Below are 15,360 nucleotides of genomic sequence, written 5' to 3'. Positions count from 1 at the left end.
CCCCGTTGGTGTCGAGCTATGTCGAGACACGCTAAGCCTTGTGAAAAATCGGGGTGTCTCGACTTCGCTCGACACGAACGGAAACGGAAAGCGGTTCAATGGGCATCGGAACAGCACCCGCCCCTCACAGCGAGAAGCCCTCGCCCAGATACAGGCGGCGCACTTCGGGATCGGCGACGAGTTCGGCGGGCGATCCGGCCAGCAGCACCTTGCCATCATAGATGATGCAGGCGCGGTCGACGAGGTCGAGCGTCTCGCGGACATTATGATCGGTGATGAGCACGCCGATGCCGCGCGTCTTCAAATCGGCGACGAGGTCGCGAATGTCGCTGATCGACAGAGGGTCGATGCCCGCGAACGGTTCATCGAGCAGGATGATCGACGGGTTGGCGGCGAGCGCGCGGGCGATCTCGGCACGGCGGCGTTCGCCGCCCGACAGCGCCATCGCCGCGGCATCGCGCAGCCGCGTGAGGCCGAATTCGTCGAGCAGCTCCTCCAGCCGCCGCTCGCGCGCAACCTTGTCGGGTTCGGCGAGTTCGAGCACCGCCTCGATATTCTGTGCCACCGTCATGCCGCGAAAGATCGAGGTTTCCTGCGGCAGATAACCGAGACCCAGGATCGAGCGGCGATACATGGGCAGCGCGGTGATGTCGGCGCCGTCGAGCATGATGCGCCCGGCATCGGGCTTCACCAGCCCCATGATCGAATAGAAGCAGGTCGTCTTGCCGGCCCCATTGGGGCCCAACAGCCCGACCACCTCGCCCTTGCCGACCGACAGCGACACGTCGGACAGCACGACGCGCTTGTCATAGCTTTTGGCGATCGAGATCACCGCCAGGCCGTTGCCCGTCGCGGCATCCTCGCGCGCGTGCGCCCGATGCTCGGCGACGCCATGATCATCGTCGGCTGCCCGCGCGATTGTCGATTCCTCGTCGGTCATAAAGCGATCGGTTCCCGTCTGGCTTGGCCGCCGCGATACTCCAGCGACGCCGCCAAGGTCAATCTGGCAAGCTTATTGCAAGGATATGGAGCGGGCGCAGCGTGGCCCCGCTGCGGCTAATGCCCCGCCTGCGGTCCGCGAACGACGCCCGATTGGGCAAGTTGGTCGTCGATCGCCGCGAGCAGCCGCGCCAACGCCGCATCATCCTTTGCCTCGGCGCGCGCGACGAGCACGTCTTGCGTGTTCGAGGCGCGCAGCAGCCACCAGCCGTCGTCGGTCATCACGCGCGCGCCGTCGGTGCGGTCGACCCGCGCACCCGACGCGGAAAGTCGGTCCAGAACTTCGTCCACAATGGCGAATTTCCGGACCTCATCGACCTGAAAGCGCATTTCGGGCGTGTTGACCATCGGCGCCATGCCACCGCGCAGTGCGGTGACGCTCTGCCCGAGCTTCGTCGCCGCCTCGATCAACCGCACCGCGGCATAAGGGGCATCGTCAAAACCGTAATAGCGGTCGGCGAAAAAGATGTGGCCGCTCATCTCGCCCGCCAGCGGGCTGCCGCTTTCCTTCATCTTTGCCTTGATCAGGCTGTGCCCGGTCTTCCACATGAGTGGTTCCCCGCCCAGCGCGGCGACGCGGTCGAAGAGTGCCTGGCTCGCCTTCACATCGGCGATGACGGTCGCGCCGGGCAGGTCTTTCAGCACCGCGGCGGCATAGATTTGCAAAAGCTGGTCGCCCCAGATCACCCGCCCCTCGCCGTCGATCGCGCCGATGCGATCGCCGTCTCCATCGAAAGCGACGCCGAAATCGAGGCTCTTTTCGGCGACGAGCTTCCTCAAGTCGGCGAGGTTCTTTTCCTCGGTCGGATCGGGATGGTGGTTCGGAAAATGCCCGTCAATGTCGGTAAACAGCAGGTGATGCTCGCCCGGAAGGCGCGCGGTGAGCTTTTCGATGACGGTTCCGGCAGCGCCGTTGCCCGCGTCCCAGCCGATGCGGAAGGCGCCGCCGCCGAAGCCCTCGACCAGCCGGTCGACATAGGCGTCGACGATGTCGATGCTGTCCATCGTGCCTTCGCCCGCCTCCCAGTCGCCCGCGGCAGCCATTTCGCCGATACGCCGGATGTCGGCGCCAAAGAAGGGACGCCCCTGAAACACCATCTTGAAACCATTATAGTCGGGGGGATTGTGGCTGCCGGTTATCTGTATGCCGCCGTCCACTTGCTGGGTTGACGCGGCGTAATACAGCATCGGCGTCGGCCCCAGCCCGACGTTCAGCGCATCGATGCCCGCGGCATTGATCCCCGCCATCAGTGCCTCGGCCAGCATCGGCGACGACAGCCGGCCGTCAAAGCCGACCGCGATGCGCCGGCCGCCGCCGCGCCGGATCAGCGTCGCAAAGCTGCGCCCGATGGCATAGGCGTCCCTGTCCGAAAGCGTGTCGCCGACAATGCCGCGGATGTCATATTCGCGCAGCAGGGTCGGATGGAAGATATGCGTCATGCAGGATCTCGATCTTTTCAGGAATGGGGAAGGGGTCAGGCGGCGGCGAAGAGGTCGCCGTCGGGGTGGAGCCGTTCGCGCGCAGGCAGGTTGAGGCCGCCCATCGCTTCGCGCAGTTCCTGCCGTGCGACGACATGCCCGATCCCCATGCCGCCCAGATGCGCCTTGTCGAGCAGAGTGAGACCTGCCGGGAAAAGTTCGCGGTAGATGACGCGTTCGCCGAGCCCCGGAATGACGCGAAAGCCGACGCGTCGCGACAGTTGATTGAGCGCTTCGCCGACGCGGCGCATATTGTGCGCGTCGACATGCTGGAGGCGGTTGCGCAGGATGATCCAGTCGATCGTCCGCCCGTCGCTCTTGGCGCGCGCCTTGCGCGTGTCCCAGATCAGTTCGGAATAAAAGCTCGGCCGCGTCACCTGAAAGGTCTCGGGATCGACCTGCCCGATCAGGTCGAAATCGATGAAGCTGTCGTTGATCGGCGTGACAAGCGTATCGGCGATCGTCGCAAGGTGGCGGGCAAAGACATCGTCGCGCCCCGGCGTGTCGGCGATGAAATAATCCGCCCCTTCCGACAATCGCGCGACTTGCGCATCAAGTTCTTCGATCGTCGACCCCTCGAACACTTCGAACAGCGGCGTGGGCAGGTCGATTTCGCGCCGCCGCGCGGTGTTGGTGCGATTCTCCAGATAGCGATGAAAGGTGCGCTGGCGCGGGTCGAGGTCGATCCCCGCGACGCGCCAGCCCTGGCTCGCCAGCGCGACCGCAAAATGCACGGCGCAGGTCGATTTGCCTGTGCCGCCCTTTTCATTGGCAAAGATGATGCGGTGCGGTGCGGGTGTCGTCGCAGAGTTCGTCATGGGGCGTTGCGATTTTCCTGTTGGCGCGGCATGGGCGGCCGACGCGCGAAATGATATAGTCGCGCCAATATCGGAGGGCGACCAGCCGTGCAAATCATCCGTGACATTGCGATGCTGCACCGTGCCGTTACGGCACTGAAACTGGGTGGGAAGAGCGTCGCGCTGGTGCCCACGATGGGGTCGCTCCACGACGGCCATCTCTCGCTCGTCCGCTTGGCGAAACGCGTCGCCGACCACGCTGTCGTCTCGATTTTCGTCAATCCCACGCAATTCGGACCGAACGAGGATTATGCCGCCTATCCCCGCGACGAGGCGCGCGATGCGGCCCTGCTGGTCGAAGAGGGCACCAGCCTGCTCTGGGCGCCCGACGTCGCGACAATGTATCCGGGCGGGCACAGCACGCATATCGAGGTCGCCGAACTCGGTGCCGATTATTGCGGCGCGGCGCGCCCCGGCCATTTCGATGGCGTTGCGACGGTCGTTGCCAAGCTGTTCAACCAGGTCCGTCCCGACATCGCCATTTTCGGGGAAAAGGACTGGCAGCAACTCGCGATCATCCGCCGCATGGCGCGCGACCTCGATTTCGCGATCGACATATTGGGCGCTCCCATTGCGCGCGATAGCGACGGCCTCGCGCTGTCGTCGCGCAACGCCTATCTGTCGGCCGAACAGCGCGCGGCGGCGACGGCCTTTCCGGCGGCGCTGACCGCCGCGGCGAAAGCAATTGCTGGCGGCGCGGACGTTGGGGAGACGCTCGCCAAGGCGGGGAGGGCGATCATCGAGGGCGGCTTCGACAGTGTCGACTATGTCGCGCTTGCCGATGCCGAAAGCCTCGAACGGCTCACCAGCCTTCGCGCGCCGGCGCGACTGCTCGCTGCGGCGCGGATGGGCAAGACCCGCCTGATCGACAATCTTCCGGTGGGTTGATCGACCCCGAAAAGCCACCGATTTCTGCGGCGGTCACGTCTTATCCACAAAAAACCGCGGGCGTCGTTAACATTTTGTTGACCATAAGCCGCAAGATTTGACCCCGAAGCCTTCATGTGGGGTGGAGGCAAAGGGGGTTATCATGGCGAACAGTCTGAAGTCTGCCCAATATCTGATCGAAAGCCGTCTGCTCGATGCGGCGCGCGGCGATGCCAGCGCCTATTTCGATCTTGGAATCGCCTTTTCGACGGGCACCGGCGGGGTCGATGTCGACCTGGTCCAGGCGCATAAATGGTTCAATCTCGCGGCGCTTGGCGGCAATGTCGAAAGCCAGCAATGCCGCGCCGACGTATCGAGCGAAATGTCGCAGGGCGAAATCGCCGAGGCGCAGCGCCAGGCGCGCGCGTGGCTCGACGAAACGGCCCGCCGCCCGGCCGCGCGGCGCTTCGCCGCCTAATCTTGCCGCTTGAAGGGCATATGCCCTTCCAGCCATTCCATTTCACTTTCCTCGGCAGCACGCTCGCGCGCCAGAAAATCCGCGACTGCGCGGCGAAAGCCCGGGTCGGCGATAAAATGCGCCGACCAGGTCGCGACGGGGCCGTACCCGCGCGCCAGCTTGTGCCCGCCCTGCGCGCCCGCCTCGACGCGGGCCAGGCCGCGCTCGATCGCGATGTCGATCGCCCGGTAATAGCATAGCTCGAAATGCAGATAGGGGATTTCGGCCAGGCATCCCCAATAGCGGCCATAGAGGGTGTCGGCGCCCAGGAAGTGGAGCGCGCCCGCCACCGGACGTTCGCCCGCGTCATAGGCGATGAGCAGGACGATCTGGTCCGCCATCGCCGCGCCCATCCGGTCGAACGCTTCGCGCGTCAGATAGGGATGCCCCCATTTGCGCGCGCCGGTGTCCTGATAGAAAAGCCACATCGCGTCCCAATGTTCGGGACGGATGGCGCCGCCCGTCAGCTCCTCGACCCGCAGACCCTCGACGGCGCGCAGCCGTTCCTTGCGCAATTGTTTGCGCTTCTGCGAATTGAGCGTCGCCAGGAAATCGTCGAAACTGGCATAGCCGCGGTTCGCGAAATGAAACTGGATATCGCGGCGCACGAGCCAGCCCGCGTCCTCGAACAGCGGCATCTGCTCCGGCGCCACAAAGGTCGCGTGCGCTGACGACAGCTGATTCTGGCGCACGACAGCCTCGGCCGCGCGCAGCAGCAGCGTGGCGTCGCCGTCATTCTTCGCCAGCAGGCGCGGTCCCGGCACCGGGGTAAAGGGCACGGCGATCTGGAGCTTCGGATAATAGTCGCCGCCCGCGCGCGTCCAGGCATCGGCCCAGCCATGATCGAAAACATATTCGCCCTGGCTATGCGATTTGAGATAGGCGGGCGCGGCGGCGACAAGCGACCCGGCCGCATCCTCGACGATCAGCGGCGCGGCCTGCCATCCGGTGCCGGGCCCGACGCTGCCCGATTGCTCGAGCAGCGACAGAAAGGCATGGCCGACAAAGGGGTTGCTTCCATCGTGCAGCCTGTCCCATGCCGCCGCGTCGATCGCGGCGACGCCCGTTCCAAGCGAAATCGTGCGCGCCGCTGGATCGGCCTCGGCCATCTTTTACGCCGGCTTCACCGCAACGATCGCATCGGCCTCGACCGCGGCGCCCAGCGGCAGCACCGCGACGCCCACCGCGGCGCGTGCGTGACGCCCGGCCTCGCCGAACAATGTTTCGAACAATTCGGATGCGCCATTGGCGACCTTTGCCTGATCGGTGAAGCCGGGTGCGCTGTTGACGAACACGCCGAGCTTGACGACGCGCTCGATCCGCGACCAGTCGCCGCCCAGCGCCTGTCCGATCTGCGCGACCAGCATCAACGCCACGCGCTGCGCGGCATCCTGCCCCGCCGGTACGTCCATGTCGTCGCCCAGCCGGCCGGTTACGACCTGGCCGTCGCGAAAGGGCAGCTGCCCGCTGACATACAGCATCCCGCCATGCTCGACGACGGGCACATAGGCCGCGACCGGCGCGGCGGCTTTGGGGAGGGTGAGGCCGAGCTCGGCGATTTTGGCGGCAATATCCATTGGGACGTTCCTTGGTTAAGGGTTAAGTCAGCGCGGGCGCTGGAGCGGGGATGTTCTCGGCGAGGCGTGCCAATATCCAGCCCTGCGCCTCGTTCCAATCGTCGATCCGTGCGTGGGCGAATTTCGCGGGTGCAATCTTGTCCGCGATCGCGGGCTCGCCGACCAGATGAAGCCGCCATACGCCGGGCGCTTCCTCGGCAACCGATTGGTGATGTCCGGCGAGATCGTCGATGAAGACCGCGACCGAGGGACGATATTCGTCGATCAGGCGGCGCACGGGCGCTCCCTTTCCGCCGCGGCTGCCGATCACCGGTGCGTGAAAATCGTGGAGGGCAAGCTGGTCGACGCGCGCCTGCTGGTGTTCGGGGCCGACATTGGTGAGCACGACGATGTCGGCCTGTGCGCCGATCGCCGCCATCGCCGCCAGGGCGCCGCGAATCGGATATTGCCGCGTCATTTCGCTGCGGAAAAATCCGTCGAGCAGCGGCCACACCTCTGCCGCCTCCAGCGGCGTCCCGCACTCCTTGCGCTTCAGCGCATTGGCAAAGCTTGCGTCCTCGATGCGGAAGATCACGCCATGTTCGGCATCGACCCATTCGGCAAAGGGCACGACCATGTGCATCAGCACCTCGTCGCAATCGGTGATGACGAGCGGGCGGGTCATGCAGGGGGTCCTTCCAGTCGTTGGGCGGCGGCAGCGATGCTCGCAGGCGGCACCTGCAACGCTTCGGCGCAGGCGACAAGGTCGTTTTCGTGATGCGCGAGAAAGGACAGGATCGCCGCAAGCGTCGGCGGTTCGCCCAGCGAGGCGCGCAATTCGTCGGGCGAAAGGCCCGTAAGCGCGAGCAGGCGTTCGGCGCGCGGTTCGTCGCTCAAAATCCAGCCAAGCGCATGAAGCGCCAGCGCTGCGTCGTCTTCCAGCACGCCCGATCCCTTCGTCGCGATGCAATTGTGTCGCGGGCCCGATTCGCCTAAACGGGCCGCGCACGCAAGGTGGGGAACGGAACGCGCATGGGCAAGACCATCCTGGTCGTCGAGGACAATGAACTCAATCTGCGTCTGTTCTGCGACCTTTTGAACGCCCATGGCTACAGCGCGCATCCGGTACGCGACGGGCGCGACGCGCTGGCAAAGGCGCGCGAGGTGTCGCCCGACCTCATCATCATGGACATCCAGTTGCCGCATGTGTCGGGGCTCGACCTGATCGGCCAGGTGAAGGCCGACCCGACCCTGCGCACGGTGCCGATCATGGCCGTGACCGCCTATGCCGGCAAGGGCGACGAGGAACAGATCCGCGCCGCGGGGGCCGAAGCCTATGTCTCAAAACCGATTTCGGTCATCAAGTTCATCGAGAGCGTCGGCGCGTTTGCCTAGACGCAAAATGGGGGGAGCGATCCTGCCATTCGTCGGGTCGTCTGACCCCTACGGTTGCGTTTTCAATACAGCAATCGAAGCGTAAGGTGCCGTTGCATCCCGACAATCGCCGCGGCAAGGACCGAAATCGCATCGAGCGCTTGTTCGGCGCGCTCAAACGGCAACGACGCATCGCCGTCCTATACGACAAGGCACTTGTTTCGACCGAGAGCTTCCTCAATCTCGCCGCTATGCGGCTACGGCTGAGGCCTTTCGTCAACACGGTCAAAGCACAGTGTTGCCTGTCGATAAAGCACCTCCGCTATAATAGGGTTTTAACCTTCTCAGCGCAGTTTGCGTCATGATGTGGCCGACCCCGTCCCCGATTTCCGCGAGCGTATCGCGCCTGGCGTATACGACGCTACGCATCACTCGCCTTGCTGCATGGTCTCTCCTTTTTTCGCTGGTTTCGATCGCAGCCCTTGCGGATCTTCTCACCGGCTCTGCTATCTGGTTTGGCCCAGTTTACCTTTTCATATTATGTATAGCGACTTGGCTCTTGGGTTGGTTAATCGGTCATGGCGCCGGAATATTTTGCATGTTGCTAACCTTCATAATCAACGGTGCTACGCTCTATCCCTACGGCACTTCTGTGCTTTCCTTCGATTTCGCTCTGCGTTTCGCTGCCATGTCCATTGTTTTGTCTGCCATTGCGGCGGCGCGCGGCGCCTATATTCGCGAATGGTGGCTCGCACGAATTGAGCCAATGACGGGTGCGCTAAACCGCCAGGCCTTTTTTGAATTTGGCGATGTCAGCTATTGCGCACGCGACTGGCGCGTTCTGCTTTTCGCCGATCTTGATGGTTTCAAGGCAATCAATGACAGCAGTGGCCATGCGGCGGGCGACGAATGCCTGCGGAGATTTGCGCGGGCAGTCCGCCTCTCGATCGGTCGGGATGACATATTTGCCCGAATGGGCGGCGACGAGTTTGTGCTTCTTAAGGCAGTCAAGGATGAAGCATCAGCATCCTTCGTCGCGACTCGACTGCACGCCGTGATGAATACTGTGCCCTGCTCAATTGGGGGCGGTATTCGATGCAGCGTCGGCGCGCTACTGGTCCCTCCCGGCGACATCTCGTTGGACGATATGATTCGGCAAGCTGATGCTCTCATGTACAAGGCTAAGGCCAAAGGCGGAGCTCTTTACATCGGGCAGGCGAAATTCGGGGCGGCTCCAAGATCATGCGGGGGAGCCCGACGTACGCCACGACCGACCATTCTGTTTGATTCTCTGACACCCAACATCCATTATGAACGCAGTGCGTCGCACTAGGGTCGGGTCCTTTTATTGCTTGCGCGGAGGCTGATCGATCGATTCAATGGCGGCGTCGAGACGGTGCTGCCGATGCCCGATCTCCAGTTATTAGGCGAGGCGCGGACGTGTCAGATCGAGCCGTCTTTCTGCTGTCAGATGGCATCTCCCGAATCGGGAGCGGCGACACGCCATCAAATCGACCACCAGATTGTTGGTATGCAATGGTATACGGCGGCTCGCCATGAGACCGCCACATCGCAAAAATTCTGGTAAAACAGCCATTTATGACGCTGTTTGACACCCTCTGAGAGAGGATGTTGGTGACCCCTACGGGACTCGAACCCGTGTTTTCGCCGTGAAAGGGCGACGTCCTAGACCGCTAGACGAAGGGGCCGTCTGATCGGTGATGCGGCGCCTTAGACGCGCCTTCCCCCGCGGTCAAGCGTGGGGCCGTCCGCCCGCGCAAAATAATTGCGCGGTCTGTCGCTAGTCGGCCCAGGCGGCGTCCTCCAGGTGCAGTTCGGCTGCGGGGCGGCTGCCCCAATCGTCGCGCTTTGCACGGCCGGCGAGCCACAGTTTGCGCCCGCGCGCGGCAAGGAGGGTTTGCCCCAGTTCGGTCTCGGCGGTCCGAAACGCGACTGCCTTGAATCGCGCGCCATCGTCGCCCGCGACGATAAGGCGGACATGATCGGCGCCGACGATCCCCGATTCGACGATTCGCACGGGCCCCGTCGCGACGCGCGGCGCGGGCCACCCGGCGCCATAGGGACCCGCGCTCTCGATCGCGTCGCACCACAGGGGGGAAATGCCGCGCGGCGCGAGCACCGCGTCGATCAGCAGCGCGCGTTCGCCGCTCGCCCGCTCGACATCGGCGGCCAGGCGGTCGTTCAGAAAGGCGCCGAGCGCGTCCACCTTGTCCTTGTCGACCGTCAGCCCTGCCGCCATCGCGTGGCCGCCGCCCGCGACGAGCAGGCCCGTTTCCTTTGCGGCGAGGATCGCGGCGCCCAGGTCGACGCCATTGATCGACCGTCCCGACCCCTTGCCGATGCCGTCCTCGTCCAGCGCGATGACGATCGCGGGGCGATGGAGGCGTTCCTTGAGCCGCCCGGCGACGATGCCGATCACCCCGGGATGCCAGCCCGCACCCGCGACAATGGCGACGGGCGCATTGCCGCACCGCGCGCTGGCTTCGAGCGCCTCGTCGAGTACCGCCGCCTCGATCGCGCGGCGCTCTTCGTTCAGGCGATTGAGCTCTTGCGAAATGTCGGCGGCCTCCTGCGGATCGCAGGTGGTGAGCAAGCGGACGCCAAGGTCCGACTTGCCGACGCGCCCGCCCGCGTTGATCCGCGGCCCCAGCGCAAAGCCCATGTCGCTGGCGCTTGGCGGCTTGGTCAGCCGCGCGGCGTCCATCAGCGCCGCCAGGCCGATATTGCCGCGGCGCGCCATCACCTTCAGCCCCTGTGTCACCAGCGCGCGGTTGAAGCCGGTCAGCCGCGCGACGTCGGCGACGGTGCCGAGCGCGACGAGGTCGAGCAGCTCGATCAGGGCCGGTTCGTTTCGCGTCGCAAAGAAGCCCCGCGTGCGCAAGGTACGGAGCAGCGCGGCGCCAAGCAGGAAGGCGACGCCGACCGCTGCGAGATTGCCGTGGGTCGCGGCATTGGGCGCTTCGTCGAGCCGGTTGGGGTTCACCAGTGCGAGCGCGGCGGGCAGCGTGGTTGCGCATTGGTGATGGTCGACGACGATCACCTCGACCCCGGCGGCATTCGCCTCGGCAATGGCGTCGAACGCCTGCGCGCCGCAATCGACGGTGACGACCAGCCGCGATCCCGCCTCTCCGATCTTCACCAGCGCGGCGCCCGAGGGGCCATAACCTTCCATCAAACGGTCGGGGATATAGGCGCCCGCCGGCAGGCCGAGCGCGCGGAGCAGGCGAACAAGCAGCGCCGCCGATGTCGCGCCGTCGACATCGTAATCGCCGAAGATCGTCACGGCCTCGCCGCGCTCGACGGCATCGGCGAGGCGGGCGGCGGCGGCGTCCATATCGCGAAAGATCGACGGATCGGGCATGAAGCTGCGCAGGGTCGGCGCGCGGTGACGGTCGAGGTCGGCGCGCTCCACCCCACGCGCGAGCAGCAATTGGGTGACGAGGTCGTCGGGCGCCAGAGTGTCGCCCGCCATGTCGGCGCTCGCGCGGCGCCAGCGCCATGGCTGGCCGGCGATCGAACGCGTGATGCCCAATGCCACCTCGCTCATCGCCGGTTCCGTGCGGCCAGGATGCGCGCGCGCAATTCGCGTGCCGTCGCCATCGGAATCGCCGGAATCTCGTGCGCCGCGAGCGCGCTGCCCCCCGGCACGCCGAACACCAGCGTTGCGAGGCCGAGCGGGCGCTGGATGAAGTCGGTCTTGATGTCGACGCTCTGCACCGACGCGTGCGGAAGCAGGGTGGTTTTCGGCGTCCACCAGCCGCGGCGGATCGCCAGCTGTTCGCCCATATCGACCCAGCGGTGGAAGCGCGCGCCAAACAGCGATGCGGCGGCGAGGAGCGCGCCCGCGGCGACCCCGATCCCGCCGAGCGGCTGGCCCAGCGCGATGGCCACCAGCCCGCCGGTCGCGGCAAGGGCCGCGCCGACAAGTCCGCCGAGCGCGACAATGCCGTGGCTCCGCTGCCAGGCGGCGTCCGCCTGGGCGCGTGCGATCGCGACTTCGGACAGCACGGGATCGATTTCGGCGAAGCGGCCGAAGGGGACGACCTGATGGTCGCGTTCCTTTTCGCCGTCGCTCGCAAGGCTCTGAAGTCTCAGCTCGTGCCAACCGAAGCGGCGGCGAAACCAGCCGGTGATCAGGATCGCGGCCTGCACACGCCGCACCGGCACCGCGACGTCGGTGCGCGTCGTCAAGCCGCGCGTGCGGCGGAGCGCGCGCGGCTCGCGCGTCAGGCGGAAGTTCCAATTGGCGAACAGCATCGTCACAATCCCGCTCGCAAAGCCTATGAACAGCAGCGAGACTGCGGCACCGATTCCGGCGATCCAGCGATGCGCCAGCAACCACTGGTCGAGCCCATAATCCTCGGCAATATCGGCCCAGTCCATGGGGTTGAAGATGTTGAAATCGAACGGCAATAGCCCGTCGAAAAACTGCATCGCGGCGCCGACGACGGCGAGCGCGGCGAGCGAAAAATTGAACAGTCCGGCGACGAGCAGGCGCCGCGGCCCCATCGCGAAAAGCAGTCGGTCCTCATCGGCAGCCGCGCCCTCCGTCGCGCCGGCGGCGGGCGCTGCGACCGTATCGCTGCGATGCGCGCGGATCGTCGTACGCAGCGCCTGTGCGACGTCGAGGCCGATCGCGTCGAGGTCGGCGTCATTCTCCTTGCCCCCCGCGCCCGTTTCGAACCCGACCTTGGCGATGCCGAGCGCGCGCGCCAGGAGGCCCTGCTCGATGCTGACGTCCTGGATGCGGTCGAAGGGAATGGTGCGGTGCTGGCGTGCGAAGACACCGCTTTCGATCACCACCGCGTCCTCGCCGACCAGAAAGCGGAAGCGCAGCCATTGGAACCAGGCGGCGACGAGTGACAGAAGCAGAAAGGCCAGCACCGCAGGAACGATCCACATCCAGTTGCCGGTAAACCCCAGTGCGGCGACGGCGGGCAGGAGGTTGAGCGATTTGGGCCCCAGCCCGGCGATGGCGAGCGCGAGCGTCGCGGGGTGCAGCCGCTGCCAGTCCGCCTGTTCGGGCGGCTCGGAAATCGCGGTCGTCGCCTCGATCATGCGAAATCGGTCTGGATGTGGCGGCGGATCGTCTCGCGCATCGCCGCGGCGAGATCACTGTGCAGGCCGGGGAGCGTGACCGTGCTGTTGTGCGTTCCCGATGTGTGGACGATCAGGTGCGACAGGCCGAACCAGCGTTCGATCGGCCCCTGTCCGACGTCGATATGCTGGACGCGGACAAAGGGGACGATGGTGTCGGTGCGGAACAGCCAGCCGCGCGCGACGCGGAGCTGCCCTTCGCCGATCCGGTAGCCCCAGCGCGCGACGCGCCGCGAGGGGAAGGCGGCGATCGCGACCACCGCGCCGAGCCAGGCGAGCGCGGTGAGCAGGCCATAAGGCCCCTCGACATGCCGGATCAGCATATAGTCAAAGACGCTCGCGCCGATCGCCAGCGGGATCAGGTTGAGCGCGGTCGCGATGCGCAGCACCTTTGCGTAGGCCGGATCGACCGGATCGAGCCCCTCGGCCGCGTTGAGCGCTTCGGCATCGAAGGGATCGGTCGGGTGCGCGGCATGGGCGTCGGTCATGCGCCTTCGTTAGCTGGTCTTGCGGCTAAGGCACAACAATATTGAAGCGCGGGTCGGCTGGCGGATGGAGCGCGAACCACGCCAGAAAGGCCGCTCGGTCGCCGTCGATACGGATCGCCCCCGATTGCATCAGCGCGGGAAACTGGGCCCGCCCCAGCATGACATCGTCGAGCGCCCTGCGGTCGATGGTGATCGTCGCGGTCGGTGCAGTGTCGATTACGCCATAGCGGGGAAACTCGACCCCGCCGCCGACGACGACGGCTACGCTTTCCTCGCTGTCCGGAAGTAGGAACTGGAACGTGCCGTTGAGTGCTGCGCCTTTTGCGGCATCAAAGCGCGTTGCAAGCGCGTCGAAGAAAACCGCGGTCGGAATGGCGCTCACGAAGGATCGGCTCTGCCCATTGCTCGTTGCCGCCTGAACGGCGTTGCCGCGCAGGCTGGCCGCGGCGGCGAGGTAATAATTGCGCCACGCGCCCGATTCGGCCTGATAGCCGAGCTGGTCATAAGCCGATGCCAGCGCGCCGCGCGCCGCCCGATTATCGGGTTCGGCAAAGACAAGCTTGTTGAGCAGTTCGGCCGCCCAGCGATAGTCCCCCGATGCGATCGCCGCGCGCCCCGCCGCGAGGAGCTTGTCCGCACCGCCGGCGAGCGCGACATATTTGGGCGCCGATTGTTCGGGCGGCAGCGGATTGAAATTGGCGGGATTACCGTCCCACCAGCCGAAATAGCGCTGATAGACCGCCTTCATGTCGTGGTTGAGCGTGCCGTAATAGCCGCGCGTCGAAAAATCGCGGCCCTGCACCGGCGCCTCGGCGGTCGCGTCAGCAAGCTCGTGAAGTGTGGCGCCGCGGTTCGCGAGGAACAGCGTGCGGTCGTGGACATAGCGATAGGCGTCGCGCTGGTTCGTGAGCAACGCGCGCACCTCGTCCGCACCCCATGTCGGCCAATGGTGCGATGCCAGCGCGACCTCGGCCGTACCGCCCCATTTCAGCAGCATCGCATCGATCACTTTCGACCAGCGCAGCGCGTCGCGGACCTGCGCACCGCGAAGAGTCAGGATATTGTGCAGGTTGCGCGTTACGACTTCGGTGGTGTGCAGCGCCTTGAAGGCGGGAATGTAGAAAACAAACTCCGATGGCGCTTCGGTTCCGCCCGCGTCGAGGAAGTCGAACGCCAGCCCGTCGATGGTGAGCGTGCCGCCGCGCGCGCCGACCGTTTCGGTGGGCTCCATATAGCCGATCGTGCCCGACGACAGTTTCGGCCCCAGCCCGGTATCGACCTGTCCCTTCGGCCCCGGCGGCAAAATCGCGCCGAACATATATAGCGCGCGCCGCCCCATCGCCGCGCCGGCAAGGACATTTTCCGCCGTCGCCTCTTCCGAAAAGCCGTGCGGTGCGATGATGCGGATTTTTTCGCGCGCCACCTGTTCGGGCGTCACGATGCCGCCGACGCCGCCGAAATGGTCGCTATGGCTGTGGCTGAAGATGATGGCCTTGATCGGGCGTACGCGTTCCTTCGCCGCGACCGTATCGGCAAAGAGTTTCCACGCCGCGGCGGCGGTTTCTTCGGACAACAGCGGGTCGACGATGATCCAGCCCGATTGCCCGCGGATGATCGTCATGACCGAAATGTCGTAGCCGCGCACCTGCCAGACCTTGCCGGGGACGACCTCGAACAGCCCGTGGACGGCGTTGAGCCGTGCCTGACGCCATAGCGACGGATTGACCGTCGCTGGCGCGGACGCATCGTCGATGAAGGCATAGGCGGCGCGGTCCCAGACGATTTTGCCGTCTTGGGTCACGATTCGACCGTCCTTGATCTCGGCGATCTTGCCGCGCGCGGCGTTTTCGAAATCCTTCTCGTCGTCGAGCGACAGCCGCCTGGCCAGTTCGGTCTGCATCGCGCGCGTCGCATCGCTCGCTTCGTCCTGCGCTGCGGCTGTGTGCGCCCCCAGCAGGATCGCTGCCATCATCCACGCCCGTTTCATCGCATCTTCTCTCCCTGGCCCGTGTCTTGCGATCTCGGCCGACGGGCCAGACACCGCGCGCACTCGCGACAGTCTAACCGATATCGCGGCTTCAGTTTGCAAAGGGCTTGTCATTTGA

General features: G+C 65.4%; 15 protein-coding genes and 1 tRNA gene. 4 read left to right on the top strand and 12 right to left on the bottom strand.

Going from position 1 to position 15,360, the window contains the following annotated elements; translation table 11 throughout:
* Positions 1–124 precede the first annotated feature (124 nt).
* From lptB to RIA72_RS02580, 3 genes are all read right to left on the bottom strand, one after another.
* Positions 125–940, bottom strand: a complete 816-nt coding sequence (gene lptB / locus RIA72_RS02590) for an LPS export ABC transporter ATP-binding protein (protein WP_350030793.1) — start codon at positions 938–940, stop codon at positions 125–127.
* 116 nt (positions 941–1,056) lie between these two features.
* On the bottom strand, positions 1,057–2,439 hold the full coding sequence (gene pgmG / locus RIA72_RS02585) for a phosphoglucomutase/phosphomannomutase PgmG (protein WP_350030792.1): 1,383 nt from the start codon (positions 2,437–2,439) through the stop codon (positions 1,057–1,059).
* Between the two features lie 35 nt (positions 2,440–2,474).
* The gene (locus RIA72_RS02580) at positions 2,475–3,296 is read right to left on the bottom strand and encodes a division plane positioning ATPase MipZ (protein WP_350030791.1); all 822 of its coding nucleotides are present in this window, start codon (positions 3,294–3,296) and stop codon (positions 2,475–2,477) included.
* 87 nt (positions 3,297–3,383) lie between these two features.
* Here RIA72_RS02580 and panC point away from each other — a divergent pair, with 87 nt between their 5' ends.
* Both panC and RIA72_RS02570 read left to right on the top strand, forming a co-directional pair.
* Entirely contained in the window at positions 3,384–4,223 is an 840-nt protein-coding gene (gene panC / locus RIA72_RS02575; RefSeq protein ID WP_350030790.1) for a pantoate--beta-alanine ligase, read from the top strand.
* 142 nt (positions 4,224–4,365) lie between these two features.
* Complete coding sequence (locus RIA72_RS02570) at positions 4,366–4,680, top strand: hypothetical protein (protein ID WP_350030789.1); 315 nt, start codon at positions 4,366–4,368, stop codon at positions 4,678–4,680.
* Here the strand turns inward: RIA72_RS02570 and RIA72_RS02565 are convergent.
* From RIA72_RS02565 to RIA72_RS02550, 4 genes are read right to left on the bottom strand one after another with little or no spacing between them, the layout of a single operon-like run.
* Positions 4,677–5,828 (bottom strand): GNAT family N-acetyltransferase, encoded by a 1,152-nt coding sequence (locus RIA72_RS02565; RefSeq protein WP_350030788.1) that lies wholly within the window; start codon positions 5,826–5,828, stop codon positions 4,677–4,679. The genes RIA72_RS02570 and RIA72_RS02565 overlap by 4 nt on opposite strands.
* Before the next feature lie 3 nt (positions 5,829–5,831).
* Positions 5,832–6,296 carry a RidA family protein gene (locus RIA72_RS02560; RefSeq protein ID WP_350030787.1) on the bottom strand — a complete coding sequence of 155 codons (465 nt, stop codon included), beginning with the start codon at positions 6,294–6,296 and terminating at the stop codon, positions 5,832–5,834.
* Positions 6,297–6,318: 22 nt separating this feature from the next.
* A complete protein-coding gene (locus RIA72_RS02555) occupies positions 6,319–6,960 on the bottom strand; it encodes an HAD family hydrolase (protein WP_350030786.1) in 642 nt (213 codons plus the stop codon).
* Positions 6,957–7,220, bottom strand: coding sequence for a DUF3572 domain-containing protein (locus tag RIA72_RS02550; protein ID WP_350030785.1), 264 nt, complete (start codon positions 7,218–7,220; stop codon positions 6,957–6,959). The genes RIA72_RS02555 and RIA72_RS02550 overlap by 4 nt, the downstream gene beginning before the upstream one ends.
* Before the next feature lie 87 nt (positions 7,221–7,307).
* On the opposite strand from RIA72_RS02550, the gene RIA72_RS02545 reads away from it, so the two are divergent.
* Both RIA72_RS02545 and RIA72_RS02540 read left to right on the top strand, forming a co-directional pair.
* Entirely contained in the window at positions 7,308–7,670 is a 363-nt protein-coding gene (locus tag RIA72_RS02545; protein ID WP_350030784.1) for a response regulator, read from the top strand.
* 577 nt (positions 7,671–8,247) lie between these two features.
* Complete coding sequence (locus tag RIA72_RS02540) at positions 8,248–8,982, top strand: GGDEF domain-containing protein (RefSeq protein WP_350030783.1); 735 nt, start codon at positions 8,248–8,250, stop codon at positions 8,980–8,982.
* 300 nt (positions 8,983–9,282) lie between these two features.
* Here RIA72_RS02540 and RIA72_RS02535 read toward each other — a convergent pair.
* The 5 genes from RIA72_RS02535 to RIA72_RS02515 form a co-directional block, all read right to left on the bottom strand.
* Positions 9,283–9,358 (bottom strand) — tRNA-Glu (locus RIA72_RS02535).
* 92 nt (positions 9,359–9,450) lie between these two features.
* On the bottom strand, positions 9,451–11,217 hold the full coding sequence (recJ, locus tag RIA72_RS02530; RefSeq protein WP_350030782.1) for a single-stranded-DNA-specific exonuclease RecJ: 1,767 nt from the start codon (positions 11,215–11,217) through the stop codon (positions 9,451–9,453).
* On the bottom strand, positions 11,214–12,728 hold the full coding sequence (locus RIA72_RS02525) for a PH domain-containing protein (protein ID WP_350030781.1): 1,515 nt from the start codon (positions 12,726–12,728) through the stop codon (positions 11,214–11,216). The genes recJ and RIA72_RS02525 overlap by 4 nt, the downstream gene beginning before the upstream one ends.
* A complete protein-coding gene (locus RIA72_RS02520) occupies positions 12,725–13,255 on the bottom strand; it encodes a PH domain-containing protein (protein WP_350030780.1) in 531 nt (176 codons plus the stop codon). The genes RIA72_RS02525 and RIA72_RS02520 overlap by 4 nt, the downstream gene beginning before the upstream one ends.
* Before the next feature lie 25 nt (positions 13,256–13,280).
* Positions 13,281–15,242, bottom strand: a complete 1,962-nt coding sequence (locus RIA72_RS02515; RefSeq protein ID WP_350030779.1) for an alkyl/aryl-sulfatase — start codon at positions 15,240–15,242, stop codon at positions 13,281–13,283.
* Positions 15,243–15,360 lie beyond the last annotated feature (118 nt).

Origin of the sequence: Sphingopyxis sp. (assembly GCF_040216815.1) — a bacterium.
Taxonomy (GTDB): domain Bacteria; phylum Pseudomonadota; class Alphaproteobacteria; order Sphingomonadales; family Sphingomonadaceae; genus Sphingopyxis.
The sequence above is the reverse complement of the archived record's forward strand: the minus strand, read 5'-3'. Positions and strand labels throughout refer to the sequence as shown.

What these genes read in the sequence shown, in the direction of transcription:
- lptB (WP_350030793.1), bottom strand. Translation starts at nt 940, where the DNA reads ATGACCGACGAGGAATCGACAATCGCGCGGGCAGCCGACGATGATCAT.
- pgmG (WP_350030792.1), bottom strand. Translation starts at nt 2,439, where the DNA reads ATGACGCATATCTTCCATCCGACCCTGCTGCGCGAATATGACATCCGC.
- RIA72_RS02580 (WP_350030791.1), bottom strand. Translation starts at nt 3,296, where the DNA reads ATGACGAACTCTGCGACGACACCCGCACCGCACCGCATCATCTTTGCC.
- RIA72_RS02570 (WP_350030789.1), top strand. Translation starts at nt 4,366, where the DNA reads ATGGCGAACAGTCTGAAGTCTGCCCAATATCTGATCGAAAGCCGTCTG.
- RIA72_RS02565 (WP_350030788.1), bottom strand. Translation starts at nt 5,828, where the DNA reads ATGGCCGAGGCCGATCCAGCGGCGCGCACGATTTCGCTTGGAACGGGC.
- RIA72_RS02560 (WP_350030787.1), bottom strand. Translation starts at nt 6,296, where the DNA reads ATGGATATTGCCGCCAAAATCGCCGAGCTCGGCCTCACCCTCCCCAAA.
- RIA72_RS02555 (WP_350030786.1), bottom strand. Translation starts at nt 6,960, where the DNA reads ATGACCCGCCCGCTCGTCATCACCGATTGCGACGAGGTGCTGATGCAC.
- RIA72_RS02545 (WP_350030784.1), top strand. Translation starts at nt 7,308, where the DNA reads ATGGGCAAGACCATCCTGGTCGTCGAGGACAATGAACTCAATCTGCGT.
- RIA72_RS02540 (WP_350030783.1), top strand. Translation starts at nt 8,248, where the DNA reads ATGTTGCTAACCTTCATAATCAACGGTGCTACGCTCTATCCCTACGGC.
- recJ (WP_350030782.1), bottom strand. Translation starts at nt 11,217, where the DNA reads ATGAGCGAGGTGGCATTGGGCATCACGCGTTCGATCGCCGGCCAGCCA.
- RIA72_RS02525 (WP_350030781.1), bottom strand. Translation starts at nt 12,728, where the DNA reads ATGATCGAGGCGACGACCGCGATTTCCGAGCCGCCCGAACAGGCGGAC.
- RIA72_RS02520 (WP_350030780.1), bottom strand. Translation starts at nt 13,255, where the DNA reads ATGACCGACGCCCATGCCGCGCACCCGACCGATCCCTTCGATGCCGAA.
- RIA72_RS02515 (WP_350030779.1), bottom strand. Translation starts at nt 15,242, where the DNA reads ATGAAACGGGCGTGGATGATGGCAGCGATCCTGCTGGGGGCGCACACA.